Annotated in this window: 24 protein-coding genes; 14 read left to right on the top strand and 10 right to left on the bottom strand. The window is 63.1% G+C overall.

The window, feature by feature from the left end; translation table 11 throughout:
* The 5 genes from B5483_RS04130 (at position 1) to B5483_RS04110 (ending at position 5,693) form a co-directional block, all read left to right on the top strand.
* Entirely contained in the window at positions 1-1,113 is a 1,113-nt protein-coding gene (locus tag B5483_RS04130; RefSeq protein WP_054947834.1) for an ABC transporter permease, read from the top strand.
* Between the two features lie 16 nt (positions 1,114-1,129).
* On the top strand, positions 1,130-2,647 hold the full coding sequence (locus tag B5483_RS04125) for an efflux transporter outer membrane subunit (protein ID WP_139383899.1): 1,518 nt from the start codon (positions 1,130-1,132) through the stop codon (positions 2,645-2,647).
* A 143-nt stretch (positions 2,648-2,790) separates the two neighbouring features.
* Complete coding sequence (locus tag B5483_RS04120; protein ID WP_054947832.1) at positions 2,791-3,102, top strand: FtsB family cell division protein; 312 nt, start codon at positions 2,791-2,793, stop codon at positions 3,100-3,102.
* Between the two features lie 135 nt (positions 3,103-3,237).
* Complete coding sequence (gene pdhA / locus B5483_RS04115) at positions 3,238-4,323, top strand: pyruvate dehydrogenase (acetyl-transferring) E1 component subunit alpha (RefSeq protein WP_054947831.1); 1,086 nt, start codon at positions 3,238-3,240, stop codon at positions 4,321-4,323.
* A complete protein-coding gene (locus B5483_RS04110; RefSeq protein WP_054947830.1) occupies positions 4,323-5,693 on the top strand; it encodes a pyruvate dehydrogenase complex E1 component subunit beta in 1,371 nt (456 codons plus the stop codon). The genes pdhA and B5483_RS04110 overlap by 1 nt, the downstream gene beginning before the upstream one ends.
* A 116-nt stretch (positions 5,694-5,809) precedes the next feature.
* Here B5483_RS04110 and B5483_RS04105 read toward each other — a convergent pair whose 3' ends face one another.
* From B5483_RS04105 to B5483_RS04095, 3 genes are read right to left on the bottom strand one after another with little or no spacing between them, the layout of a single operon-like run.
* Positions 5,810-6,259 carry a TadE/TadG family type IV pilus assembly protein gene (locus B5483_RS04105; RefSeq protein WP_054944480.1) on the bottom strand — a complete coding sequence of 150 codons (450 nt, stop codon included), beginning with the start codon at positions 6,257-6,259 and terminating at the stop codon, positions 5,810-5,812.
* Complete coding sequence (locus B5483_RS04100; protein ID WP_245828810.1) at positions 6,259-6,666, bottom strand: TadE/TadG family type IV pilus assembly protein; 408 nt, start codon at positions 6,664-6,666, stop codon at positions 6,259-6,261. The genes B5483_RS04105 and B5483_RS04100 overlap by 1 nt, the downstream gene beginning before the upstream one ends.
* A gap of 44 nt (positions 6,667-6,710) precedes the next feature.
* On the bottom strand, positions 6,711-8,015 hold the full coding sequence (locus B5483_RS04095; protein WP_054944478.1) for a pilus assembly protein TadG-related protein: 1,305 nt from the start codon (positions 8,013-8,015) through the stop codon (positions 6,711-6,713).
* Positions 8,016-8,164: 149 nt separating this feature from the next.
* On the opposite strand from B5483_RS04095, the gene B5483_RS04090 reads away from it, so the two are divergent.
* Both B5483_RS04090 and B5483_RS04085 read left to right on the top strand, forming a co-directional pair.
* Positions 8,165-8,866, top strand: a complete 702-nt coding sequence (locus B5483_RS04090) for a hypothetical protein (protein WP_245828809.1) — start codon at positions 8,165-8,167, stop codon at positions 8,864-8,866.
* Between the two features lie 73 nt (positions 8,867-8,939).
* The gene (locus tag B5483_RS04085) at positions 8,940-9,398 is read left to right on the top strand and encodes an EF-hand domain-containing protein (protein ID WP_054944476.1); all 459 of its coding nucleotides are present in this window, start codon (positions 8,940-8,942) and stop codon (positions 9,396-9,398) included.
* 6 nt (positions 9,399-9,404) lie between these two features.
* Here B5483_RS04085 and trmFO read toward each other — a convergent pair whose 3' ends face one another.
* A complete protein-coding gene (gene trmFO / locus B5483_RS04080) occupies positions 9,405-10,781 on the bottom strand; it encodes a methylenetetrahydrofolate--tRNA-(uracil(54)-C(5))-methyltransferase (FADH(2)-oxidizing) TrmFO (RefSeq protein WP_079729530.1) in 1,377 nt (458 codons plus the stop codon).
* A 141-nt stretch (positions 10,782-10,922) separates the two neighbouring features.
* Here trmFO and B5483_RS04075 point away from each other — a divergent pair, with 141 nt between their 5' ends.
* On the top strand, positions 10,923-11,573 hold the full coding sequence (locus B5483_RS04075; RefSeq protein WP_079729868.1) for a lysoplasmalogenase family protein: 651 nt from the start codon (positions 10,923-10,925) through the stop codon (positions 11,571-11,573).
* Positions 11,574-11,576: 3 nt separating this feature from the next.
* On the opposite strand, the gene B5483_RS04070 is transcribed toward B5483_RS04075, so the two are convergent.
* Together B5483_RS04070 and gyrA are read right to left on the bottom strand one after the other, a co-directional pair.
* Complete coding sequence (locus B5483_RS04070; RefSeq protein ID WP_079729529.1) at positions 11,577-11,945, bottom strand: DUF952 domain-containing protein; 369 nt, start codon at positions 11,943-11,945, stop codon at positions 11,577-11,579.
* Positions 11,942-14,704 carry a DNA gyrase subunit A gene (gyrA, locus tag B5483_RS04065; protein ID WP_054944473.1) on the bottom strand — a complete coding sequence of 921 codons (2,763 nt, stop codon included), beginning with the start codon at positions 14,702-14,704 and terminating at the stop codon, positions 11,942-11,944. The genes B5483_RS04070 and gyrA overlap by 4 nt, the downstream gene beginning before the upstream one ends.
* Before the next feature lie 337 nt (positions 14,705-15,041).
* Between gyrA and B5483_RS04060 the strand changes: the two genes are divergently transcribed.
* Positions 15,042-16,421 carry a hypothetical protein gene (locus tag B5483_RS04060; protein WP_054944472.1) on the top strand — a complete coding sequence of 460 codons (1,380 nt, stop codon included), beginning with the start codon at positions 15,042-15,044 and terminating at the stop codon, positions 16,419-16,421.
* Positions 16,422-16,566: 145 nt separating this feature from the next.
* Here B5483_RS04060 and B5483_RS04055 read toward each other — a convergent pair whose 3' ends face one another.
* Positions 16,567-17,220, bottom strand: a complete 654-nt coding sequence (locus tag B5483_RS04055) for a carbonic anhydrase (protein ID WP_079729528.1) — start codon at positions 17,218-17,220, stop codon at positions 16,567-16,569.
* 83 nt (positions 17,221-17,303) lie between these two features.
* Between B5483_RS04055 and lipA the strand changes: the two genes are divergently transcribed.
* Together lipA and B5483_RS04045 are read left to right on the top strand one after the other, a co-directional pair.
* A complete protein-coding gene (gene lipA / locus B5483_RS04050; RefSeq protein WP_054944470.1) occupies positions 17,304-18,242 on the top strand; it encodes a lipoyl synthase in 939 nt (312 codons plus the stop codon).
* Between the two features lie 40 nt (positions 18,243-18,282).
* Positions 18,283-18,729, top strand: a complete 447-nt coding sequence (locus B5483_RS04045; protein WP_054944469.1) for a type II toxin-antitoxin system RatA family toxin — start codon at positions 18,283-18,285, stop codon at positions 18,727-18,729.
* A gap of 122 nt (positions 18,730-18,851) precedes the next feature.
* On the opposite strand, the gene B5483_RS04040 is transcribed toward B5483_RS04045, so the two are convergent.
* Genes B5483_RS04040 through B5483_RS04030 form a run of 3 tightly spaced genes read right to left on the bottom strand, consistent with a single transcriptional unit; the run spans position 18,852 to position 21,128 of the window.
* Entirely contained in the window at positions 18,852-19,361 is a 510-nt protein-coding gene (locus tag B5483_RS04040; protein WP_054944468.1) for a CinA family protein, read from the bottom strand.
* 1 nt (position 19,362) lies between these two features.
* Entirely contained in the window at positions 19,363-19,932 is a 570-nt protein-coding gene (locus tag B5483_RS04035; RefSeq protein WP_054944481.1) for a hypothetical protein, read from the bottom strand.
* Positions 19,933-19,943: 11 nt separating this feature from the next.
* Positions 19,944-21,128, bottom strand: a complete 1,185-nt coding sequence (locus B5483_RS04030; RefSeq protein ID WP_079729527.1) for a bifunctional 2-C-methyl-D-erythritol 4-phosphate cytidylyltransferase/2-C-methyl-D-erythritol 2,4-cyclodiphosphate synthase — start codon at positions 21,126-21,128, stop codon at positions 19,944-19,946.
* An 80-nt stretch (positions 21,129-21,208) separates the two neighbouring features.
* On the opposite strand from B5483_RS04030, the gene dusB reads away from it, so the two are divergent.
* The 3 genes from dusB to ntrC are packed head-to-tail and all read left to right on the top strand — an operon-like array spanning position 21,209 to position 24,767.
* Positions 21,209-22,225 (top strand): tRNA dihydrouridine synthase DusB, encoded by a 1,017-nt coding sequence (dusB, locus tag B5483_RS04025; RefSeq protein ID WP_079729526.1) that lies wholly within the window; start codon positions 21,209-21,211, stop codon positions 22,223-22,225.
* A complete protein-coding gene (locus tag B5483_RS04020) occupies positions 22,222-23,349 on the top strand; it encodes a two-component system sensor histidine kinase NtrB (RefSeq protein ID WP_054944337.1) in 1,128 nt (375 codons plus the stop codon). Before dusB ends, B5483_RS04020 begins: the two co-directional genes overlap by 4 nt.
* Positions 23,346-24,767, top strand: coding sequence for a nitrogen regulation protein NR(I) (ntrC, locus tag B5483_RS04015; protein ID WP_176167942.1), 1,422 nt, complete (start codon positions 23,346-23,348; stop codon positions 24,765-24,767). Before B5483_RS04020 ends, ntrC begins: the two co-directional genes overlap by 4 nt.
* Positions 24,768-24,851 lie beyond the last annotated feature (84 nt).

The following is a 24,851-nucleotide window of genomic DNA, read 5'->3' as shown; positions in this document are numbered from 1 at the left end:
ATGCAGGCCGTGATTGCCTATATTGCCCAGATCGCTTTCCTCTGCCGCAAGGAGGTATTGGCGATCCTCAAGGACCCGGCCAACCGGATCATTCTGCTCGCCCCGGCCTTCTTCCAGACGATGCTCTTCGGATATGGGGCGACCTTCGACCTGACGCACGTTTCCTATGCATTGCTGGACCAGAGCAGGGGCGCAGCGGCGCGAGAGTTCGTGACCCGGCTCGACGGCACCGGTGTGTTCGAGCGCGCGGCAACGCTCACTTCGGCCAAGCAGATTGCCTCTGTCATCGATCCGGGCAAGGTTCTGCTGGCCATCACCATCCCGGCGGATTTCGATCAGAGACTGGCACGGGGTGAGGGGGCGACGATCCAGGTCATCCTGGACGGTCGCAATTCGTCTACCGCCGCTGCGGCAGCGGGGTACCTCAACGCCATCGCTCAAGGGGCCAATGCAGCGCGCGGTGCGGCTCCTCCGATTACGATAGAGCGACGGGCTTGGTTCAATCCCAACCTCAATTCGCGCTGGCAGATCATGCCGGCGATGATCGCGACACTCAGTATGCTGCAGACGCTTCTGCTGGCAGCCCTGTCCGTCGCTCGCGAACGAGAGCAGGGGACTTTCGACCAGTTGCTGGTCACGCCGCTATCGCCGCTGCAGATCCTGGTGGGCAAGGCCTTGCCTTCGATCCTCGTCGGAATCGCCCAGTCGACGATCGTGTTGATGATCGTCCTGTTCTGGTTTCGGATACCGATGAGCGGTTCGCCCTGGTTGCTCTATCTCGGCCTGCTCAGCTTCACCGGCGCCGCGGTCGGCATCGGCATGTCTTTATCGGCCTTTGCGCTGAACATGCAGCAGGCCATGCTCTACTCGTTCCTCGTCATCATGCCGTTGACGATGCTTTCCGGCTTGCTGACCCCGATCCGCAACATGCCCGAGGTCCTGCAGCTAGCGACGTACGTCAATCCGCTGCGCTTCGGCGTCGATCTGGTCCGCCGCGTCTATCTCGAAGGCGCGGGGCTGGCCGACGTCGCGACTGATTTCATTCCCCTGGTGCTGGTGGCAGGCGTGACCCTGCCACTTGCCGCCTGGCTGTTTCGTCACCGTCTTGCCTGATCTTCGGATGCCCGCCATGTCCCCAAACTCGAAAATCCATCGCCTGAGCCGGTCTGCCGGCATCGCCATAGCTCTTGCCACGCCGGGCGGTTGCACGGTCGGCCCGAACTATGTCAGCTCCGCTCCCGACGCGCCGCAGGACTGGACCAGCTGGCGCAGCGCCGACCCGTCATTGCTCGCGCCAGCGAATGCCGACGTCGTGATGCCGACCGATTGGTGGACTGCCTTCAAGGACCCGGTTCTCGACGATCTCGTCAGTCAGGCGCTTGCGGCCAGTCCGGATCTCGAGACCGCCGCATTGCACTTTGCACAGGCGCGCGTGCAGCGTTCGGGCACGGCTTCTGCAGCCTTGCCGCAAGTCGGCGCGAGTGCAGACGTCAGCAGGCAGCGGCAAAGCGAATATGGCGCGGGCACCCGTTTGTTCGATGCCATCGGGTCTGACCGCGATGCCCTGGCCAAGTTGCTCTCCCAACCCTTCACGCTCTTTCGCGGCGGGTTCGATGCCTCCTGGGAAATCGACCTGTGGGGCAAGGTGCGGCGCTCGATCGAGGCAGCGGACGCGACGGTCGCACAGAAGGGCGCCTTGCTGGACCAGGCGCGCCTGAGCGTGGCGAGCGAAGTGGCCTCAACCTATTTCGACTTGCGCACGAGCCAGCGGGACATCGCCCTGCTGCGCGAGGATATCGCCTTGCTGCGCGATCGGATTTCGCTGGTGAAGGCCCGCGTCGAAGGCGGCATCGACAGTCACGGCGATCTCGACCGCGAGGATGCGGCGCTGCAGGGCATGGAAGCGCGCTTGCCGGCAACCTTGGCGAAGGAGGCCGCGCAGGCCAATGCAATCGGCCTGTTACTCGGGAAGCCTCCGGGCAGTCTCAAGGAAAAGCTGGCTCCGCGCGGGAACGATGTGGTGCAATTGCCGCCCGATCTTTCCCTTGGCCTGCCTTCCGAAGTAGCCTTGCGGCGGCCCGATGTCCGCGCGGCAGAGGCCGGCCTGCACGCGGCTACCGCGCGCATCGGCGTGGCCGTGGCGGACCTCTATCCCAGCATCCGGCTCGGAGGCGGCTTCGGACTGGAATCCTACAGAAGTCAGAATCTCTTCGACTGGGCCAGCCGCAACTGGTCCATCGGTCCCAGCCTCGATCTCCCGCTTTTCGACGGCGGTCGGCGGCGCAGTGTCGTGAAGCTGCGCAAGCTGGAGCAGCGCGAGGCCGCCGTCGCGTTCCAGACCACGGTGCTCAAGTCCTGGCAGGAGATAGACAACGCCCTCAACCGCTCCACGGCCGCACGTCAGGAGCACGAAAGCCTGACGAGGAAGGTCGGAGCCACGCAATCGTCCCTCGCCATCGCGCAAGCGAGCTATGAAAGCGGGGCGATCAATTATCTGGGCCTGATCGAAGCGAAGAGAGCGCTGATCCAGGCCCGCCGGGAATTGTCCGAGAACGAAGGGCTGCTGCGCGCCAGCTACGTCGCCGTCAACAAGGCAATCGGCAACACTCCGGAAAATCCCTTAGTGCAGAATGTCGCCCAACGTTGATCCGGGCATCGCTACAGGACTTATCAACATCATTCCTTGTATCCCGGCATTGGAACGGCCGGACGGGCGCTGTGCGTGCCTGAGGTTAAAGCGTATTGAATAGTGCTTGCAACGCTGATTCACTTGTGATTCTATCCCTTCCCATGAGGACTATGCGCCCTGAACCTAACATTGCGAAAGAGCGACTCGTGCAGGGCCTGTCCCTTGCCGTGCTCCTGCTCATGGGCGCATTTGTTATTGCCGGTCCGAGCGGCCTGATCGCCTGGGGTGAAAACCAGCGCCTGCTCGAACAGCGCCGTGCCGATCTCGCTTCGCTCAAGCTGGAACGCGCACGCATTCAGAATCGCGTCGACCTGCTCGATCCCAAGCACGTGGATCCGGACCTTGCCGGCGAATTGCTGCGCGGCAATCTCAACGTCGCCCGTTCCGACGAAATGGTGATGCTCATCCCCTGAGCCGCGATAAGCAGGCATCCGGCAGGCAATAATTTTTTGTTGCTGAATTCGTATTTTCCCGTCCGGGCGCTTTCGCTTTGTCCACCTCTTACCTATACCGCCCGAAATTGATCACATCGACGATGGGGAACCTCATTGCCCAAAGCCAAGACTGACGCCCAGCCCGGCGCAAATTCGACCGGGTCGCCGGCAGAGGACCAGGACTTTCTCCTGCGCAGCCTCCAGGAAGCCCATGCGGCCGATCGCCGTTACAAGGCGAGCAAGGAAGAGCTTCTCAAGCTCTATGAGCAGATGCTGCTCATCCGCCGTTTCGAGGAGAAGGCCGGCCAGCTGTACGGACTCGGCCTGATCGGCGGCTTCTGCCACCTCTACATCGGCCAGGAAGCGGTCGCGGTCGGCCTTCAGTCGGCGCTCGACGGCAACAAGGACTCGGTGATCACCGGTTATCGCGACCACGGCCATATGCTGGCCTACGGCATCGATCCGAAGGTCATCATGGCCGAACTCACCGGTCGCCATTCGGGTATCTCGAAGGGCAAGGGCGGCTCGATGCACATGTTCAGCGTCGAGCACCGCTTCTACGGCGGCCACGGCATCGTCGGTGCGCAGGTCTCGCTCGGCACCGGTCTCGCCTTTGCGCACAAGTACCGTGAAGACGGCGGCGTCGCGATGGCCTACTTCGGTGACGGCGCGGCCAACCAGGGTCAGGTCTACGAGAGCTTCAACATGGCTGCCCTCTGGAACCTGCCGATCATCTTCGTGATCGAGAACAACCAGTACGCGATGGGCACGGCAGTCGCCCGTTCGTCGGCCGAGACGCACTTCTACCGTCGCGGTACGGCGTTCCGCATCCCCGGTATGCAGGTCGACGGCATGGACGTGCTCGAGGTCCGCAAGGCGGCCGAAGTCGCGCTCGAGCATGTGCGCGGCGGCAACGGTCCGGTTCTCATGGAACTCAACACCTACCGTTATCGCGGTCACTCGATGTCCGACCCGGCGAAGTACCGCAGCCGTGAGGAAGTCCAGGGCGTGCGCGACAAGCGCGACCCGATCGAGCATGCCAAGGCCGAGCTCATGGAAATGGGCGTGGACGAGGCTGAACTGAAGGCGATCGACAAGCGCGTGCGCGCCGATGTTGCCGAATCCGCAGACTTTGCTGAGAATTCACCCGAGCCCGATATGTCCGAACTCTATACCGACGTCCTGGTGGAGCGTTACTGATGGCGATCGAACTGAAGATGCCCGCGCTCTCGCCGACGATGGAAGAGGGCAAGCTGGCCAAGTGGCTGGTCAAGGAAGGCGACGAAGTCTCCTCTGGCGACATCCTTGCCGAGATCGAGACCGACAAGGCGACGATGGAATTCGAAGCCGTCGATGAAGGCACGATCGGCAAGATCGTCGTTCCCGAGGGAACCGAGAACGTCAAGGTCGGCACCGTGATCGCGGTCCTCGCCGGTGAGGGCGAGGATGCTTCGACCGTGGCCCAAAGTGTTTCGGAAACTCCGGCTCCGACCCCGGCGCCCGCATCGTCCGAGCCCGCCAAGGCCAAGGCTGAGGAAGCTCCGGCACCTGCGCGCAAGGACCCGGAAGTGCCGCATGGCACCAACATGAAGACCTCGACCGTGCGCGAAGCCCTGCGCGACGCGATGGCCGAGGAAATGCGCCGCGACGAACGCGTCTTCGTGATGGGTGAAGAAGTGGCCGAGTACCAGGGCGCCTACAAGGTGACCCAGGGACTGCTCGAGGAATTCGGTCCCAAGCGCGTCATCGACACGCCGATCACCGAGTACGGCTTCGCCGGTATCGGCACCGGCGCGGCGATGGGCGGTCTGCGCCCGGTCATCGAGTTCATGACCTTCAACTTCGCCATGCAGGCGATCGATCACATCATCAACTCGGCGGCCAAGACCAACTACATGTCGGGCGGCCAGATGCGTTGCCCGGTCGTGTTCCGCGGCCCGAACGGTGCGGCATCGCGCGTGGGCGCGCAGCACTCGCAGAACTACGGTCCGTGGTATGCCAACGTTCCGGGTCTGGTGGTCATCGCGCCTTATGACGCGTCGGACGCCAAGGGTCTGCTCAAGGCTGCCATCCGCAGCGAAGACCCCGTGGTCTTCCTCGAGAACGAGCTGATCTACGGCCGTTCGTTCGAACTGCCGGAACTGGACGACCACGTTCTTCCGATCGGCAAGGCGCGCATCATGCGCGAAGGCAAGGACGTCACGATCGTTTCCTATTCGATCGGTGTCGGCCTGGCGCTTGAAGCGGCTGAACAGCTGGCCGGTGAAGGCATCGATGCGGAAGTCATCGACCTGCGCACCCTGCGTCCGCTCGACAAGCAGACGATCCTGGAAAGCCTCGCCAAGACCAATCGTCTGGTCGTCGCCGAGGAAGGCTTCCCGGTCTGCTCGATCGCTTCGGAAGTCATCGCGATCTGCATGGAAGAAGGCTTCGACGATCTTGACGCCCCGGTCCTGCGCGTGTGCAACGAGGACGTGCCGCTTCCTTATGCGGCCAACCTCGAGAAGGCCGCGCTGATCGACACGCCCCGCATCGTCGAGGCGGTCAAGAAGGTCTGCTATCAGGGCTGAGCCCGCAGACCTTCACGGTCGGGAACATGAAAGGGCCGCCGGTTCGATGCCGGCGGCCCTTTTCCATGTCTTAGTTGCAAACCCGACTTGGCGTACCGATCAGCCGGGGAGGGCGCTCAGGCGTCCTTGAGGAGAAATACCGGCCGCTTGTAAGTGAGCTGCAGCAGGTTGCCCGGGACGAAGGCCAGATAATCCGGCGCGTCGTAAGTTACCTTGATCTGCATCTCGAGCGCATCGGTGATCCGGCTCGTCTGGGACGTAACGGTAATGCCGAGACGGTCGGTGTTGAGGTTGTAGCGCGAGCCGACCCCGCGTGAGCGCATCCACGTTGAGATCAGGTCGGCCTGGCTGGCATGGCCGCGCTGATACTCAACCACTGCAAATCGCGCGCCGTCCGAGGCGAGATTGCGGATCGCGTTCCAGTTCTGGATCTGCATCCCGATCTGGAGCACGCCGATCAGCAATGTGAAGAAGAGCGGCGCCAGGAGTGCGAACTCGACCAGAACGCCGCCTCGCTCGTCGCGGGTGAAACGTCCAGGACGCGGTTGTTTGAGGATACTGCTCATCACTGCACCTGAATCGTGCGTTCGACACGATAGTTGAGGGCCTTGCCAACCCCGAAGCGGGTCCAGATCGGCGTATAGGTATCGGTCACGTCGAGCAGGACATACTGGTAGATCGGCTGATCGGTGTCACAGGTCGAGGCGTCCGTGGTCAGCTGGCTGGAGAGGTTGCAGCGGAAGCGTTGCTGCAGCGTAACCTCGTTGTCGGCAAGACCGAGCGAGTCCTTGATGACGCTTTTCATCGTGTCCGAAGATGTGCCCGATCCGGCCGCCGCTGCCAACACGATGCCTTCGGCCTCGCTTGCCGCGCTCTGCAATTCCTGCTGGCGCGAGACGATGCGACCGACCTCGAAGGTGCCGAGCGCCATCAGCACGATTACCGGCGCGACGATGGCCGTTTCGATTGCCATCACGCCTTGCAGGTCGCGAACCATGCTGCGCAATCCATGAACGATCATGCCACGAGCCTCACGATGGGAGTGGACATTCCGAGAACCGAGCTGTCCTCATAGTCGCACAGGGTGCGCAGATAGGCGCTGCCGCGAATGTCGAGCGTATAGGCCGAGATCTGGAAGCACAGCTTGCTGGTCGTTCCGGAATCGCCGTTGATCTGCACGTCGCCGTTGGGCAGGTACAGAACGCCTTCGATATTGAGGTTGGTATTGCCGTTGATCTGGTGCGCGGCAGGCTCGGTTTCGTCCGTCTTGTCTTCCATGAAGAGCATCTGCGAGAGGCGATCTGCGTCGGCCGCATAAGGCGTGCTCTGGAAGTCTGCAGCCTGCATCGGCGTCAGCGTGATCGAGCCCGTTGCACCTTCGCCGCCGAGCTTGATCTTCGCGCCCTTGCGCAGCACGAACAGTACGTTCTTGCCGACGACCGTCGCATTCGTGGACAGGTCCAGCGTGCCGCCGTCGATGAAATAGATGCCGGAATTGAAGGTCGTGGCGCACTTCGCGATGTAGCCGCCGGTGTACTTGCCGGGGAAAAGGTTGGCGATCGCCTTGTTGCCGTTACCTTCGCAATACTTCGCCTTTGTCTGGTCCTTGGTGCTGGAGTCCGGCTCCGGGATCGGAATGTCGGAATAGACGTCGGACAGGCCCGTCGCGTTTTCGGTGACTGTGCCGCTCAGGCTTTCAGGCACGTCCACCGTGCCGCAGGCTGCAATCGAGGTGGTCTCCACCGTGGCGCTGCCGTCGATGGTGATGGCATCGTCGCTGCACGAAAGGGCGCCGAGCCCGCAATTGGCGATGACGTGGGCGTTGCCGCCGATCTGGAAGGTCGTGCCGTCCTGCTTCAGGGTGATCAGGCAGGCGTGGAACTTGTTGCCTTCCTTGAACCGGGCCTGTGCGCGCGCCATTACGGTTGCAGACTGGTTGAGCAGCAAGCCGGTGAAAGGCAGCTTCTTGGTGGCCGTGGCCGTCACCAGTACGCTGTTGGCTACACCGCCATCGAAGTTCGCCAGCGTGATCGTTGGCGCGCTGGCGAACGAAGCGGTGATCTTCTGGTTGGCGTTGAATTCCTGCTTGGCCCGCGTCTCGTAGTCGGCGTCGTCGCTGTAGGCGAGGGCCCATGCGCCGCCGATTGCGGCCTGGTCGACCGAGTGCTGCAACTCGCGCTGCCACATGTACCATTGCGCCGTGTCCACGCCATAGCCCATGGCGCCGATGAGGGCAGGCATACCGATGGCCACCATCATCATGGCGTTGCCGCTCCTTGCGGAGATCAGGCCCTTCATCAGGCTGCGGATACGTCGGAACATGGGATATATCCTCAAGGCGCCTCAATCCAATATTCACTATCTGACCCCAACGGGGTTGGCGTTAAATGAAACATTTTAGTTAATTGATGTTAAATCGCGTTGCATTTCGGTGCCCTTGCACATCCGGCCTCGACGGTTAGAGAGGCGCGGTGACCGAAGATTCCCCCCAAAGAGCGATGTCCAAAAACGACATCGAAGAGGCCTTGCTTGCCACTCTGCCGCTGAGCCAGAGGCTGGCGCTCGCCTACGCCCCTTCCGCTGCGCGCCTGCCCACGCTTGCGGTCTTTGCTCTCGATACGCGATTGGCCGGATTGCTGCGCCATTCGAAGGAACCGATGCTGGCCCAGCTGCGCCTCGCCTGGTGGCGCGAGAGCCTTGAGCGCGATGCATCCGAATGGCCCGCGGGAGAACCCTTGCTGGCAGCGCTGCGGAGCTGGAACGGGCAGCACAAGGCGCTCTCTGCACTCGTCGATGGCTGGGAAGCCCTGACGGGTGCTGCGCCCTTGCCGCCCGAAGCGCTGGCTCAAATGGTAGAGGGGCGCGGAGCTGCATTTGGCGCGTTGGCATCGGCGCTAGGCAGACCAGAAGAGGCGCAGGCTGCGGCGACAATCGGCCGGAAATGGGCCATGACGGATCTCGCCACGCGCCTGCGCGACAAGAATGAGAGCAAGGCCGTGCGGGTTATGATCGCAGCAGATGATCGGCGCCGACCGCGCGTTTCGCGGTCGCTGCGTCCGTTGCTCGTCCTGCATGGACTGGCGCAGACCCGTCTGGCCAGGGGCGCCGAGAAGGGCGCACAGTCGCCTGCCGCCCTGCTCAAGGCCATGCGGCTCGGTATCCTCGGCTTCTGACCTCCTGACCACATTGTAATTTCAAAGGCGGAGAACACCGCACTAGGCATCGCGGCGTAATGCAGAGGCGCGCGTGAACAGATTGGTGCTCGGTGCTCTGGCGGCGCTGGTGCTCGCCTCGCTCGGCCTGTTCTGGATGCAGGGCCGCGCCGAAGTGGAGGAGGGGGCTCCCCCGCCGGAGGAAGCGTCGGCGGAACCCGACGAATTTCCCAGCGCTTCGATCGAGGATCTCGTCGGACCGGAGCCGCCCGAGGCCACCGAACTCAGTCGCGAGCAGCAGCGCTTTGGCCGCTACGATCGCGACAGTGACGGGCGTATCACCCGCAACGAGATGCTATCGACGCGCACATCGGGTTTCCGCAGTCTCGACAAGGACGGCAACAACCTGCTCACCTTCGAGGAATGGGCGGTCACCACGGTCGACAAGTTCGATCATGCCGACGTCAATGGCGACGACTGGCTGACACCCGAGGAGTTTCGTCGCACGGCACCGCCGCGCAAACCCAAGCCCAAGCCGCGCTGCTCGTGCTGACCCGGCTCAGGCCGCCGGGGACAGGGTCTGCAGCCAGGTTCCGATGTCTTCCTTGGCCCGCGAGGTATAGGCTTCCTTGCGCTGCTTCTTCCTGACGTCGTGAAGTGGCGGGAACAGCCCGAAATTGACGTTCATCGGCTGATAACTCTCCGCCTCGGCATCGCCGGTAATGTGGGAGAGCAGGGCGCCCATCGCCGTCGTCGCCGGAGGTCCCTGCCAATCGAGGCCACGCAGTTCGGCTGCGGTCATCAGGCCGGCCATCAGGCCGACTGCGGCGCTCTCGACATATCCCTCGCAGCCGGTGATCTGGCCGGCAAAGCGCACGTGCGGCGCGCTCTTGAGGCGTAACTGGCGGTCGAGCAGGATCGGCGAGTTGAGGAAGGTATTGCGGTGGAGGCCGCCAAGGCGCGCAAATTCGGCGTTCTCGAGGCCGGGAATGGTGCGGAACAGGCGGACCTGCTCGGCATGTTTGAGCTTGGTCTGGAAACCGACCATGTTCCACAGCGTGCCGAGCTTGTTGTCCTGCCGCAATTGGACGACGGCATAGGCCCAGCGCCCATTGGGATGTTCTTCGGTCGCCCAGTGCGGGTTGTCGAGCCCTACCGGCTTCATCGGTCCGAAGCGCAGGGTGTCGACGCCGCGTTCGGCCATGACTTCGATCGGCATGCAGCCGTCGAAGTAGGGAGTGTTCGCCTCCCACTCCTTGAACGCGGTCTTTTCGCCATCGATGAGGGCCTGATGGAAAGTGAGGTACTGGTCCTTGTCCATCGGGCAGTTGATGTAGTCCTTGGCCTCACCGCCGAACTTGGACGGCTTGTCCCAGCGCGATGCTTTCCAGCAAATGTCCATGTCGATCGTGTCGTGGTAGACGATCGGGGCAATGGCATCGAAGAACGCGAGGCTGTCCGAACCCGTGGCCTTGCCGATGCTGCCGGCAAGCGCTTCGGCGGTCAGCGGGCCGGTGGCGATGATTGTCAGGCCGCTTTCGGGCAGGGTGTCGATCCGCTCTCGCACGATGTCGAGCGTCGGCAGCGATTGCAGGCGCGCCTCGACTTCGGCGGAGAACACTTCGCGATCGACGGCCAGCGCAGATCCGGCAGGCACCTGCGCACAGGCAGCAGCCGCCATGATCACCGAATCGCAGCGGCGCATCTCGTGATGAAGCAGGCCGACTGCGTTCTTCTCGTCGTCGTCGGAGCGGAAGGAATTGGAGCAGACCATTTCGGCAAGGCCGTCGGTCTGGTGCGCCGGGCTCCGTTCGCCCGTGCCGCGCATTTCGGACAGGCGCACGCGAAGGCCGCGCCGGGCGAGTTGCCAGGCCGCTTCGCTGCCTGCGAGGCCGCCGCCGATAATGTGAACGTCGTAACCGGGTTGTGCTGTCATGGGCAAAGGCCCCTAGCGGCTCTTTGCGCGCAGCGAAAGGGAATGCAGATTTGGCGCGGCGATCCGAGAGGGATTGCATGAAGTGCCAAAACCGTGACAAGCGCAGTCGACGAATTTGACCCGGATTGGAAGACCCAGATAATGCCAAGGCGCGCACTGATCGAAAGAAGGCCCTGGCTCCTGGGCAGCGTGCTTGCTGCGCTGGCCTTCATATGGTTGGAAAACAGCCGTTTCCCGGGCCTTTACCTGCTCGGCCTCAAAGCGGCCCCGCTGCTGTTGCTCGCGGTCTACGCTGTCCTGCGTCATCGCGGAAACGATACGCGGATGTTGGCTGGCATGCTGGCCTGCGAGGGGATCGGTACGGCGCTCTACGACTACTTGCCCTACGCCTCGATCGTCCTGATCATCATCGGCTTCGGCCTGGGCATCGGGCTCTTCGCCTCGCATCGCCGCCCGACGCTCACCGGGTCGCAGAAAGCCGCCGTTACTGCGATCCTGCTGGTTACGCCGGCGATCGGATTTCTCCTCGCATCGCCGGAAATGCGGGTTACTGCGCTTGTCTACATGGTCGCCGTGGGCGGAATGGCCGCGAGCGCATGGGCAAGCAACTTTCCGCGCTACCGGGTTGGAGCAGGGGCGGTCGTCATCCTGACGGCGAACCTGTTGGCCATAGCCGGGGGCGGCCTCATGCAGCGCGAGCTATGGATGGCGCACTTCGCCTGGCCGCTCTTCTACTTCGGCAACCTCATGCTTTCGACCGGCGTTACGGTGGAACTGCGCTCGCGCCGGTAACGGTCAGCCGCGGCCCGGCAGGATAACGCGTCCCGACGGCTCGCGCCGGACCGGACCATGCGCAATTACGGCGCTGAGCGGCAACGGCGCGTAGAGGTGCGGGAACAGGGCGCCCCCGCGTGAGACTTCCCACTTGAGGGCATCGGACACCGCTTCGAGGTCGATACCGGCGATGTAGAGGTCATCCTCTCCGGCGAAATGCTTGTCCAGCGTTCCCTGGACTTGTCCCGCGGCGGACAAATGGACGTAACCATCGGCAAGATCGACCGGAGCCCCTAGAAAACTGCCGTCTTCAAGCAGCCGTGCCAATTGGGCTCCGGTCAGGACCTTGTAGGCGATTGTCTCGGTGGACAATGCCCGTTCTTCACTCATTCTCCGGCTTCCGGAGTCTCGGGCGCTTCCGGTGCTGCGGCCGTTTCGCCTTCGGCTGCCTCAACGGCTTCGGTAACGACGTCCTCTTCCTCGTTCGCCTCGTCGAGGCGTACGGCGCTGACGACGTGCTCATTCGCCGAGACGTTAAACAGCCTGACGCCCGCCGAATTGCGACCGATGACGCGCATCGTCTCGAGCGGGAGGCGGATCAGCTTGGCCTGGTCGGTGACCAGCATGAGCTGCTGGGCCTGAACTGCCGGGAAGCTCGCCACGACCGGCCCGTTGCGGGCAATATTGTCGATATTGGTGATGCCCTGTCCGCCGCGTCCGGTGCGACGATACTCGTAGGCCGAGGACATCTTGCCGTAGCCGTTGGCACAGACGGTCAGGATGAACTGTTCGCGTTCCTGCAGTTCTGCGAAGCGCTCGGCCGAAAGGGCCGGTTCGCCTTCCTTCTCGCCCTTCCACGGAGCGAACTTCAGGTATTCCTCGCGCTCTTCCGATTCCGTGCCGACCCGGTGGAGGATCGACAGCGAGATGACGCGGTCGTCTCCCTTGAGCGTCATGCCGCGCACGCCGGTGGACGTGCGGCTCGTGAACTCGCGGACCTGGTCACCGGCGAAACGGATCGCCTTGCCCTGGCGAGTGGCGAGCAGGACGTCGTCGGTCGCTTCGAGCAGGGCCACGCCGATCAGGTGATCGTCCGCATCCTCGTCGAACTTCATCGCGAACTTGCCGTTGGTCGGGATGTTCGAGAAGGCGTCCATCGAGTTGCGGCGGACATTGCCCTTCGAAGTCGCGAAGACGACCGAGAGCTTGCCCCATTCGGCCTCGTCCTCAGGAAGGGCGAGAACGGTCTGGATCGTCTCGTCCTTGTCGAGTGCGGGCAGCAGATTGACGATCGGGCGGCCGCGCGTGGTCGGACCACCTTCCGGCAGTTTCCAGACCTTCAGGCGGTAAACCTTGCCCGCGGTCGAGAAGAACAGGACCGGATTGTGGGTCGAGGTGACGAACATCGTCGTCACTGCGTCCTCGTCCTTGGTCGCCATGCCGGCGCGGCCCTTGCCGCCTCGGTTCTGGGCGCGGAAGGTCGAGAGCGGGGTGCGCTTGATGTAGCCGTCCATGGTGACGGTCACCACCATGTCCTCGCGCTCGATCAGGTCTTCGTCCTCGATCCCGTCGAAAGCGGCGGTAATCTCGGAGACGCGCGGGGTTGCGTACGCATCGCGTACGACCTGAAGTTCCTCGCGCATCACATTGTAAAGCTTGATTCTGTCGGCCAGGATCGAGAGGTATTCCTCGATCGCGATGGCAAGCTCCTTGAGCTCGTCGCCGATTTCGTCACGGCCCAGTGCGGTCAGGCGGTGGAGGCGAAGTTCAAGTATCGCCTTAACTTGCGTCTCGGACAGGCGATAGGTGCCGCCGTCCTCTTCCGCATTCGGCTCGATCGCCTCGACGAGGCGGATATAGGGCGCGATGTCGCCGATCGGCCATTGCTTGGCGAGGAGCTTGGCACGCGCATCGGCCGGGTTCGACGAACTGCGGATCATCGCGACGACTTCGTCGAGGTTCGAAACCGCGACGACGAGGCCGAGCAAGATGTGCGCGCGGTCGCGGGCCTTGTTCAGTTCGTACTTGGTGCGGCGGGTGATAACCTGCTCGCGGAACTGGATGAAGGCCTGGATGATGTCGCGAAGCGAGAGGATTTCCGGGCGGCCGCCGCGGATCGCCAGCATGTTCGCCGCGAAGTTCGACTGGGCAGGGGTGTTGCGCCAGATCTGGTTGAGCACGACTTCAGGCGAGGCGTCGCGCTTCAGGTCCACGACGACGCGCACGCCCTCGCGGTTCGATTCGTCGCGAATATCGGAGATACCTTCGATCCGCTTGTCCTTGGCGGCCTCGGCGATTTTCTCGACGAGGTTGGACTTGCCAACCTGATAGGGGATCGAGGTAAGGACGATCGAGCGCCGGTCGCCGCGGGTTTCCTCGATCTGGTGGCGGCAGCGCATCATGATCGAGCCGCGACCGGTCACGGCGGCATTGCGCGCACCGCCCTGTCCCAGAATCAGCGGAGCGGTCGGGAAGTCCGGGCCCGGAATGATCTGGAACAGTTCCTCCGAGGTGATCCCCGGATTGTCCATCATCGCGAAGCAACCGTCGATCACTTCGCCCAGATTGTGCGGCGGGATATTGGTCGCCATGCCGACCGCAATACCGCCCGCGCCGTTGACCAGCAGGTTCGGAAAACGCGCCGGCAGGACCTGCGGTTCGTGTTCCGCCCCGTCGTAGTTGGGCTGGAAGTCGACGGTATCCTTGTCGATATCCGCAAGCAGGGCGTCGGCCACCTTGGCCAGGCGCGCCTCGGTGTAACGCATCGAGGCCGGCGGATCGGGGTCCATCGAGCCGAAGTTGCCCTGACCGTCGATCAGCGGCAGGCGCATCGACCAGTCCTGCGTCATGCGCGCCAGCGCGTCGTAGATCGCAGCGTCGCCATGGGGGTGATACTTACCCATGGTGTCACCGACGATACGCGCCGACTTGCGGTAGGCCTTGCCGGAAACGAACCCGTTTTCGTGGCTGGTCCACAGAATGCGGCGATGCACCGGCTTGAGACCGTCCCGGACGTCGGGAAGCGCGCGACTCACGATCACGCTCATCGCGTAATCGAGATAGCTCGTCTTCATCTCATCGACGATGTCGATGCGGGTGTACTCGCCCTCGGGGCCGGTATGTTCAAGAGTGTCGATGTCGTCGCTCACGCGCTGTGTCGTTCGTTGCTTCGATGAGAAAGGTGATTTTCGGCACTAGGACATGCGCCGGGCGAATGCCACTGAAACAGCCCTTGGGAAGGCGCTGAGTGCATCTTTTTCCACACTTATGGGTTGAAACACCGGAAGGACGCCTCGGGCGCATGACGAGGCCTGTCTGAACGCTTGCGGTGAGTCGCATTCAAACAGCGTTAAGCGGCGGGTCTCTAGTTCGAGAGCGAGGTTGCCAAAGGCGCATTTCCCCGTCAGTACCTGCGCCGTACATTTTCGAGGCCCCGCTTTCGGGCGCGGGCCACTGTGTCTGACGACTTGAGAGGAGTTGGCCTTTATGGCTCGCAAGTTCCTGATTTCCCGAGTTGCCCTTGCCATGGCACTCGCCGGCGGCATGGCTGTTGCCGCTGCCCCGACCACGGTTGCCGCAAAAGAAAAGAAGGCAGCCAAGGCTTCGTTTTCCAAGGAATATGCAGCCGTTGCCGCCGAAATCGACAAGACGGTAACCGAGGCCCAGAGCGATCCCACGGTAAAGGCTGCTGCGGACAAGGCCCGTGCCGCCCAGACCGACCCCGCGATGGCTGCCGCACGCGCCGAGGTGGACGCTGCGATGGGTGGCATCCTTGCCAAGCTCAAGGCCGCCGAAGCCGCCGCTAGCGAGCCGCTCGACAAGCTCAAGCAGGGCGAACTCACCCGCAACGTCGGCATCTTCATGAACGATGTCGCAATGCAGCACCGCGGTCTGGTGATGATGGCCGAAAGCGGCGCGATGAGTCCGGAAACCGCGGGGCAGGTACAGTACCTTGCCGGTGTCACCGCTTACCAGAGCCAGCAGTACACTGAAGCGGCTCGCTGGCTGCAGGCGGCTTACGACGGCGGGTATCGCGATCCACAGGGCATGCTCCAGGCAGTCCTGGCCGATTCGTACAAGCGCTCCAACAACCCGCAGGCGGCCCTGGCCATCGTGCACAAGGAACTGGAAGCGGCCAAGGCAAGCGGGGCCAAGCCCAACGAGACCTCGATCCGCACTGCGCTTCAGGCTGCCTACGACGCCAAGCAGCTTGCGCCCTCGGCTGAATACGCCGCGATGCTCGGTCAGTATTACCCGAAGCCGGATAGCTGGAATGCCGCCATTTCGGTCGTTCGCCAGCTTGGCTCGCTGCCGAGCAAAGAAAACCTCGACCTCATGCGCCTAATGTACGTGACCGGCGCGATGAACGACAAGCGCGACTATCTCGAGTACATCGAGAACGTCGATCCGCGCGCCTATCCGGGCGAAGCGCTGAAGATCATGAACGCGGGCATTTCGAAGGGCAAGATCAGCGCCTCCGATCTCGCCGGCGAAAAGGCCAACACCGAGGCGCGCGTCTCGTCCGACAAGGCTTCGCTCGCCGCGCAGGAGCGTGACGCGATGAAGCCGGGTGCGACCGGCGCGACGATTGCCGGCACCGGCGACGTCTTCCTGAGCTACGACCAGCCCGCCAAGGCTGAAACCTTCTACACGATGGCGATGGGCAAGCCGGGCGTCGACGCCAATGCCGTCGCCATGCACCTCGGCATGGCGCAGGCGATGCTGGGCAAGTATGCCGAGGCCCAGGCCAACTTCGCAAAGGTGAGCGGTTCGCGCGCGCCCGTCGCCAAGTTGTGGTCGGCCTATGCTGCAAGCAAGGCGACCCCGGCAGCTGCTCCGGCAGCTGCGGCTGCACCGCAGTCCTGATCCGGTCCGGGTCGCCTTCGGGCGGCTCGCCGATCACGAGAAAAGGGCGCCGGATCGATCGATCCGGCGCCCTTTTTCTATTGGCCAGTCCGCTTGCTGTCCCCGTGTGGACAATCGTTGTCCACCGGGGGCAATGACGCAATTCTCAGGAAACCGCTTCGAACTTGCCGGTTTCGCTGTCCATCAGGTGCAGGATGCCATCGGAGATCGCGAAGTAGGCGCCGCGCAGGGTCAGCTCGCCGTTCTTCACCTTGCGGCGTACGCAGGGGAAGGTCATCAGGTTGTCGAGGCTGACCTTGACCGCGGCCTGTTCCATCTGTTTCTCGGCGGGGCGACCTTCGGTGCCGAATTCGTCGGCGACCGGGGCGCGAGCTTCGTCCAGCAGCGAGATCCAGTTGGCGACGAAACCGCCTTCACCCGGCTCGTTGCCATGCAGTTCCTGGGTCAGCGCGGCCTTGCAGCCGCCGCACATGCCGTGGCCCATGACCACGACTTCCTTCACCTTGAGAACCTGCACCGCGAATTCGAGCGCTGCCGATACGCCGTGATGGCCGGGCGTGTTCTCGAACGGCGGAACCAGCGCGGCCACGTTGCGCACGACGAAGATCTCGCCCGGATCGACGTCGAAGATCTGCGAAGGATCGACGCGGCTGTCCGAGCAGGCAATGATCATGACTTCCGGCTGCTGGCCTTCGCGCAGGCTCTCCCAACGTTCGCGGTTGGGGGTCCAGCCGGTCTGGCGAAAGCGGCGATAGCCGTCGAGGAGATGGTCGAGGACACGATCACTGGCTTCGGTCATGGGGAGCTCCTTGTTTGCGCCCGCATCCCATAAACGGGATATTCGCACTGGCAAGGGCGCAAACTTGAGACTATCTGGACCCCATGAACGATCTTTCCTCTGTTCCGCAGCCCGAACCGAAACCCGAGCGGCAGCGCAAGCCGGACTGGATCCGGGTCAAGGCGCCGACGAGCAAGGGCTATGGCGAAACCCGCCAACTCATGAGGGATCTCAAGCTCAACACCGTGTGCGAGGAAGCGGCTTGCCCCAATATCGGCGAGTGCTGGACCAAGAAGCATGCGACGGTCATGATCCTGGGCGACACCTGCACCCGGGCCTGCGCCTTCTGCAACGTCAAGACCGGGATGCCCGGCCGTGTTGACACCGATGAGCCTGCTCACGTGGCGGAAGCCGCGGCTAAGCTTGGCCTCGAACACATCGTCATCACCTCGGTGGACCGCGACGACCTGCCCGACGGCGGGGCCAGCCAATTCGTCAAGGTGATCGAGGAGCTGCGCAGGAACACGCCTTCGACGACCATCGAGATCCTGACCCCGGACTTTCGCGGCAAGATGCGCCCGGCGATCGAAGCGATCGTGGCTGCGCGCCCCGATGTCTACAATCACAACCTCGAGACGGTGCCGAGGCTGTACCCGACGATCCGTCCGGGCGCCCGCTATTATGCGTCGCTCCGCCTGCTCGAGGAAGTGAAGAACCACGATCCCTCGATCTTCACCAAGTCGGGCGTGATGCTCGGCCTGGGCGAAGAGCGCCTGGAAGTGCACCAGGTGATGGACGACATGCGCAGCGCCGACATCGACTTCCTCACCATGGGGCAGTATCTGCGCCCGACCCCCAAGCATGCCGAGGTGAAGGAATTCGTCACGCCGCAGGCCTTCAACGCCTATGGCGCCATTGCGCGGGCGAAGGGCTTCCTGCAGGTTGCCGCTTCGCCACTGACCCGTTCCAGCTACCACGCCGGCGAAGACTTCGCCGAGATGCGGGCGGCACGCGAAGCAAGGCTGGCCAAGGGCCGCAAGTAATGTCCAGTGTAGACAATGCCATGACGGGCGAGGCCTGAACGTGCCCGGAATCCACGAAGTCCACCGGTTACCCTACAGTGCCGAGCAGATGTTCGATCTGGTCGCGGACGTAGGCCGCTACCAGGAATTCCTGCCCTGGGTGGTCGCCACCCGGGTCAAGTCGGACAACGGCAGTGAAATGGTTGCCGACATGCTGGTCGGCTTCAAGGCCCTGCGCGAGAAGTTCACCTCGCGGGTCGAGAAGCGGCGGGCCGAAGAGATCAAGGTCCACTACGTCGATGGACCGATGCGCGATCTCGACAATGTCTGGCGATTCCATGCAGTGGACGCGAACAGCTGCGACATCGAGTTCGATGTGCGCTTCTCGTTCCGCAATGCCCTGTTCGAGAAGCTCGCAGGCCAGTACTTCGACAAGGCATTCCGCAAGATGGTCGCGGCCTTCGAGGCGCGCGCTCACGAGCTTTACGGCGAGCCGCAGACGTCCTGAGGTTACGAAAAGTTACTGCAGTTACGAAAAGTGACCTGCATCAGGTTACCTAAAGTGACCGACGGCATGGCGAACTTACTTTAGGTAACGGGGGCGTCCGGAATTCCCGGAAAACCGCGTTGTTAGTGTGCTTGCGGAAGCAGCAACTCCAGAGCGACGATGGCCGCCTGATGCCGGATCTCGGCGCGGGTCTTGCCTTCAATCAGCTTCTGCTCGGCATTCACTTCTTCTTCGCCGCGAATGGCGCAGGCGAAGACGACGGTTCCGACGGGTTTCATCTCCGAGCCCCCCTCGGGGCCGGCAATGCCGCTGATGGCAACGGCGACATCGGCGCGGCTTTGGCGGATCGCACCCTGTGCCATGGCCCAGGCCGTGGCCGGCGATACGGCGCCGAAAGCATCGAGAATGTCGTCCTGGACGCCCAGCAGTTCCTGTTTGGACTCGTTCGAATAGGTGATGAATCCACGGTCGAGCACGGCGGATGAACCAGGTACTTCGGTCAGGGCCGCACAGACCAGGCCGCCAGTGCAGCTCTCGGCAAGGGCGACGGTCCGTCCGATCGCCTTGTTCTCGTTTATGACGCGCTCTGCGAGATCGTAGAGGTCTTGCGGAAAAAGTACGTTCTTGCCCATGTCAGCTCTCACAGATGGCAAAGCCGCCCAGGCTTGCCTGCTTGTCGGCAGCCTGCGCGGCATTTCGGCCTGCTTGTGCGCCGATTTCGACGAACAGCGCGATCAGGCCAGCGGTATTTTCGGGCGGAAGAGGGGACAGCAGGTCGAGCGCAAGGTCGATCTTGTCGCAGGACTTGGGTTTGATGTTCTGCGCTACCATGCCTTCGACGGCGATGTCGACGATCGGCTGCAGCGACTCATCGGGAAGGTTGCGGGTAAACTCGCCAAACTGCGCGTCTTTCGAACTGCTCAACTTGAGGAAGGCGGCACGTGCATCGGGCCAATAGCGGTTCTTCTGTGCAGCGTACCGCGCTTTCAGTTCCTCACCATGCGTGCGCAAGTAGGAATTGGCCGGTAACTGCGATTGACACCGCTTACCCGTCCCACTGATAACCTGCGGCAGGGCGTAAGTCAGCAGCGAGCGGGCCTCCCCCTTGCTGAGGCAGACAGGCTGTGCTGCAGCCGCAACGCCCGGTGCAATTGCAAGGATGGCTGCAATCATGCCGGCCGCGGATCTGTAACCTCGTTTCATGATCGTCCCTTTCACATGCGGCACAGGCAGACTGCAGCCTGCGCGGCAATGCCCTCGGAGCGCCCGGTAAACCCGAGCTTCTCCGTCGTAGTTGCCTTGACGGCGATCACGGCGGGATCGACGTTCAGTATTTCCGCGAGGCGGGCGCGCATGGCTTCGCGGTGCGGGCCAAGCCTCGGTGATTCACATATGATGGTAATGTCTGCGTTTCCAAGGCAATAGCCCGCATTGGCTACGAGATTGCCCGCATGGATGAGAAATCTGTCGGAGGACACGCCGCGCCACTGCGGGTCGCTCGGCGGGAAGTGCTGGCCGATGTCGCCCGCACCGATTGCGCCGAGCATGGCATCGACGAGAGCGTGGATCGCCACGTCGGCATCGCTGTGTCCGGACAGCCCATGGCTATGCTCGATCCGGATGCCGCAGAGCCAGAGTTCCTCGCCCTCGACCAGACGGTGGACGTCATAGCCCGTCCCGACCCGCACCGGCGGTGCGGAAGGCTGGAAATCGGAAGCAAAGGTCAGCTTGTGCAAGGCTTCGTCTCCTTCGACGAGCGCGATCTCGAGGCCGATTGCCTGGGCAACCTGCGCATCGTCGCCGGCATCGGCGGGGGAGGACCATTTGCGGTGGGCCTCCAGAATCTCGGCGTAGTGGAATGCCTGCGGGGTCTGGACGCGGCGGAGCGCCTCACGGCGGGCGGGCGCTCCCATGACCGGCCCGGAGGCTCCGTCCTCGTAATGGGCAAGGCTGTCCACCACGGACAGGACCGGAATGACGGCCTTGGAGAGATCCAGAGCCTCAAGGATTCTGCCAATGACACCAGGGGACAGACCGGGGCGGGCCGCATCATGGATGAGCACCCGATCGGGCTCATCGGCGCCCAGGACCTCGAGGCCGAGGCGGACCGATTGCTGTCTTGTCTCGCCGCCGACGGTGAAACGGACACCGGCAATGCCGGCTAGCGCGCCATTTGCCAGTTCCTCCGCTCCCTCGGGAATGACGACGAGGATCGGTGCGACGCCGGCCTTGGCCAAGGCCTCCACCGAATGACGCACGACCGGCTTGCCGCGCCACATTGCAAACTGCTTGGGGAGGGGCTGTCCGGCCCTGAGGCCTTGGCCTGCTGCCACGACCACGGCGGCGATTCGGGGGAGAGCTCCGATATTCTCGGCAGCGGATGAAGTGTCCTGTGACATCGCTATCGCCGGTAATCGCTTGCCGAGGAGAGGGCAATCCACTATGCGCTGCCTGTTTTTTAGGCAGCACTGCACGTTTTATGATCCAATTGCCCCAGCCTCCGGCTCTCAAGCCCATCAAGGTCGGTCCCGTGACGATCGACTGTCCGGTCGTGCTCGCGCCGATGACAGGCGTGTCGGACCTGCCTTTCCGCAGGATGGTGCGCGGGTTCGGCTCGGGGCTCAATGTCACCGAGATGATCGCGAGTCCGGCCGCGATCCGCGAAACGCGGGTCTCCATCCAGAAGGCGATGTGGGACAAGATCGAGGATCCGGTCTCGATGCAACTCGTCGGCTGCGAACCAGAGCAGATGGCGGAGGCCGCGAAGCTCGTCGAGGACCGCGGCGCAGCGATCATCGACATCAACATGGGCTGCCCGGTGCGCAAGGTCGTCAACGGCGATGCCGGTTCGGCACTGATGCGCGACGTACCGCTGGCAACGCGGCTGATCGAGGCGACGGTGAAGGCGGTGAAGGTGCCCGTCACCGTCAAGATGCGCATGGGCTGGTGCCACGATAGCCTCAACGCGCCGGAACTCGCGCGCATCGCCGAGGATCTCGGGGCGCAGATGATCACCGTTCACGGGCGCACGCGCAACCAGATGTACAAAGGCGAGGCCGACTGGGCCTTCGTCCGCAGCGTCAAGGATGCGGTTTCGATCCCCGTGATCGTCAACGGCGACATTTGCACCATAGACGACGCGGCGATGGCTCTGGAGCAATCCGGCGCCGATGGCCTGATGATCGGACGCGGCTCCTACGGTCGCCCATGGTTCCTCGGCCAAGTCATGCAGTGGTGGCGCGGACAGACTGTCTCGGCCGATCCGGACATTGCCGGCCAGTACGAGATCATCCGCAGCCATTATGAGCAGATGCTCGAGCATTACGGCGCTGACACCGGTGTCAAAATGGCCCGCAAGCACTTGGGCTGGTATATCAAGGGCGTGCGCGGATCGGCGGAATTCCGCAACAAGGTGAACTTCATCGCCGATCCTGACGAGGTTCTGCGGGCCCTGGCCGAATTCTACGCCCCTTATCGGGAGCGCCAGGCCGCATGAGCCTGCTTTCCCGGACGGTCCTGCCCGAGGCCAACCGGCTGCTGGCGAGCCTTCCGCTTGCCGTGATCCTGCTGGAACCGGGATTGCGGATCGCTTCGGTCAATCCGGCGGCCGAGCAGTTCTTCGGTCAGTCGCTGCGCCGTCTTGTCGGAAGTTCGCTGGCACAGGTCATTTCGTTTTCCGACCCGCGGCTGCTCGAACGGCTCAACGACTACGAAACCCCGGTTTCCGCGCGTGAAGTCGTGGTCGCGGTGAAAGGGCGAGGGGCGCGGCGGATCGATATCAATGTCGCGCCCGTGGCCGATACGCTCGGGTGGCAGGTACTCACGATCCACGATAACAGCGCCACCGAAGCGCTTGGCGATGATTCCGGCGGTGTGGATAATGCCGTGGTTCGCGGACCGGAGATCATGGCCCACGAGATCAAGAACCCGCTGGCTGGTATCCGGGGGGCCGCTCAGCTTCTTGCCCGCAAGGTGAACGAGCGCGACCGGGCCCTGACCGACCTGATCACTTCCGAAGTCGATCGCATCGCCAATCTCATCGATCAGATGCAGCAGCTCAGCGGGCGCACGGCCTCGCCGGTGGAGCCGTGCAACCTGCACGAGTCTGCGCGCCGTGCCCTTGACGTAATCGGCGCTGCTTCCGCAACCCATCCGAGCCCGGTCCGGCTCGTGGAGGAGTTCGATCCGTCGCTTCCGGCGGTACTCGGCAATCCCGATGGACTGGTTCAGGTCATCATCAATCTGGTCTCGAACGCCATGGAAGCCTGCCGGGAGGTCGAGCAGCCGACGGTCACGATCCGCACGCGCTTCGCCAGCGGCCTGCAACTCCACACAACGGCTTCAGGCAAGCCGATCCGCCTGCCTGTGGAACTGCGGATCTCCGACAATGGCCCGGGCGTCGACGCATCCATGCGCGATCACATCTTCGAGCCTTTCGTCACGACCAAGAAGTCGGGGCAGGGGCTCGGCCTGCCGCTGGTGCGCAAGCTGGTGCGCGACATGAATGGACGGATCACCCATGATCGGGACGATGAGACAGGGCTGACGCACTTCCGCGTCCATCTTCCGCTTGCCCGAGAGACCCGCAAGAAGCTCATGAAATGGAGGGCCGGCGCATGAGCGTGTTGCTTGTCGAAGACGACATGTCGATCGCCATCGTCATCACGGCTGCGCTCGAGGCCGAAGGCTTCGATGTGGTTCATTGCCAGACCATCGAGGAACGCGATCGCCTGATCGCGCAACAGACGTTTTCCGCCATGGTAACCGATGTCATGCTCCCCGATGGCGATGGTATCGAGACGATCGAACGGGTACGGTCCCTGCGGCCCGACATGCCGGTGGTCATTCTGTCGGCGCAGAATACTCTCGACACCGCGGTACGTGCTACCGATACCGGCGCCTTCGAGTATTTTCCCAAGCCTTTCGACATCGACGAACTGGCCCGGACGGTCAGGCAGGCAGCCGGCAACGGGCAGGGCAACGTCCATGATGGCGACGAACCGCTTGGCGACGGATTGCCGCTGGTAGGAAGGAGCCCGGCGATGCAGTCGGTGTTCCGGATGATCACGCGCGTCCTGCGCAACGATCTCACCGTTCTGATCCTCGGAGAATCCGGCACCGGCAAGGAACTCGTCGCAGAAGCTATCCATCAGCTGGGTAACCGGCGGACAGGGCCGTTTGTCGCAGTCAACACCGCGGCCATCCCTGCTGAACTGATCGAGAGCGAGCTGTTCGGGCACGAGAAGGGCGCCTTCACCGGCGCAGTCGCCCGGCATGAAGGCAAGTTCGAGCAGGCTGCGGGTGGCACCCTGTTCCTTGACGAAATCGGCGACATGCCGATGCAGGCGCAGACCCGTCTGCTGCGCGCACTGCAATCGGGGACCGTGCGGCGTGTCGGCGGACGCGAGGAGATCAAGCTGGACGCGCGGATCATCGCCGCAACCAACAAGGACCTGGAGCCGGAAATCGCCGCGGGGCGCTTCCGTGAGGACTTGTACTATCGTCTGAATGTCGTGCCCATCAGCATGCCGCCGCTCCGCGACAGGCCGGAAGACATCGAGGTTCTGGCGCGCCATTTCCTCCAGCACGCCGCGAACGAAGGGCTTCCCAAGCGCCAGCTGACGTCGGAAGCTGCGGAACTGCTGCGCAAGCAGCCGTGGCGCGGCAACGTGCGCGAACTCAAGAACTTCATTTATCGCCTGGCTCTGCTCGCGCGCGAAGATGCTATCGACGTTGAGAGCATCAATCCGCTCCTCGCGGCTGAGAGCCAGGGCTCGCAGGCCGGTGCAGGGGACGGGTCGGCGGTCGATATCGACACCGCCGTTTCGCAATGGCTGGCGGCAGAACGGCCTGCCGATGGCTCGATCTACGCCTCGGCGATGGCCGCTTTCGAGCGCCCGCTATTCGCGGAAATCCTCAAGGAAACCGGTGGCAATCAATTGCGCGCAGCCCATGCCCTGGGCATCAACCGCAACACCTTGCGCAAGCGCCTCAGCGAACTCGAACTCGACCCGGAAGCCTTTGCGCGTCGTCCCTAAGCCGAAATCGGTGGAAAGCCTCTTGCGACACCGCAACAGTAGTGTTGTAACGGTGCAACGATGATCGAGGAATCCGCAAAGAAG

It is taken from the genome of Novosphingobium mathurense (genome assembly GCF_900168325.1).
In the GTDB taxonomy this organism is placed as follows: Bacteria; Pseudomonadota; Alphaproteobacteria; order Sphingomonadales; family Sphingomonadaceae; genus Novosphingobium; species Novosphingobium mathurense.
The sequence above is the reverse complement of the archived record's forward strand: the minus strand, read 5'-3'. Positions and strand labels throughout refer to the sequence as shown.

Coding starts and splice junctions, on each gene's coding strand:
- B5483_RS04040 (WP_054944468.1), bottom strand. CDS start 19,361: ATGGGCAAGAACGTACTTTTTCCGCAAGACCTCTACGATCTCGCAGAG.
- B5483_RS04125 (WP_139383899.1), top strand. CDS start 1,130: ATGTCCCCAAACTCGAAAATCCATCGCCTGAGCCGGTCTGCCGGCATC.
- B5483_RS04120 (WP_054947832.1), top strand. CDS start 2,791: ATGAGGACTATGCGCCCTGAACCTAACATTGCGAAAGAGCGACTCGTG.
- B5483_RS04095 (WP_054944478.1), bottom strand. CDS start 8,015: ATGTTCCGACGTATCCGCAGCCTGATGAAGGGCCTGATCTCCGCAAGG.
- dusB (WP_079729526.1), top strand. CDS start 21,209: ATGATCCAATTGCCCCAGCCTCCGGCTCTCAAGCCCATCAAGGTCGGT.
- B5483_RS04055 (WP_079729528.1), bottom strand. CDS start 17,220: ATGACCGAAGCCAGTGATCGTGTCCTCGACCATCTCCTCGACGGCTAT.
- B5483_RS04070 (WP_079729529.1), bottom strand. CDS start 11,945: ATGAGTGAAGAACGGGCATTGTCCACCGAGACAATCGCCTACAAGGTC.
- lipA (WP_054944470.1), top strand. CDS start 17,304: ATGAACGATCTTTCCTCTGTTCCGCAGCCCGAACCGAAACCCGAGCGG.
- B5483_RS04060 (WP_054944472.1), top strand. CDS start 15,042: ATGGCTCGCAAGTTCCTGATTTCCCGAGTTGCCCTTGCCATGGCACTC.
- B5483_RS04030 (WP_079729527.1), bottom strand. CDS start 21,128: ATGTCACAGGACACTTCATCCGCTGCCGAGAATATCGGAGCTCTCCCC.
- trmFO (WP_079729530.1), bottom strand. CDS start 10,781: ATGACAGCACAACCCGGTTACGACGTTCACATTATCGGCGGCGGCCTC.
- B5483_RS04035 (WP_054944481.1), bottom strand. CDS start 19,932: ATGAAACGAGGTTACAGATCCGCGGCCGGCATGATTGCAGCCATCCTT.
- B5483_RS04110 (WP_054947830.1), top strand. CDS start 4,323: ATGGCGATCGAACTGAAGATGCCCGCGCTCTCGCCGACGATGGAAGAG.
- ntrC (WP_176167942.1), top strand. CDS start 23,346: ATGAGCGTGTTGCTTGTCGAAGACGACATGTCGATCGCCATCGTCATC.
- B5483_RS04100 (WP_245828810.1), bottom strand. CDS start 6,666: ATGGCAATCGAAACGGCCATCGTCGCGCCGGTAATCGTGCTGATGGCG.
- B5483_RS04130 (WP_054947834.1), top strand. CDS start 1: ATGCAGGCCGTGATTGCCTATATTGCCCAGATCGCTTTCCTCTGCCGC.
- B5483_RS04020 (WP_054944337.1), top strand. CDS start 22,222: ATGAGCCTGCTTTCCCGGACGGTCCTGCCCGAGGCCAACCGGCTGCTG.
- B5483_RS04075 (WP_079729868.1), top strand. CDS start 10,923: ATGCCAAGGCGCGCACTGATCGAAAGAAGGCCCTGGCTCCTGGGCAGC.
- B5483_RS04105 (WP_054944480.1), bottom strand. CDS start 6,259: ATGAGCAGTATCCTCAAACAACCGCGTCCTGGACGTTTCACCCGCGAC.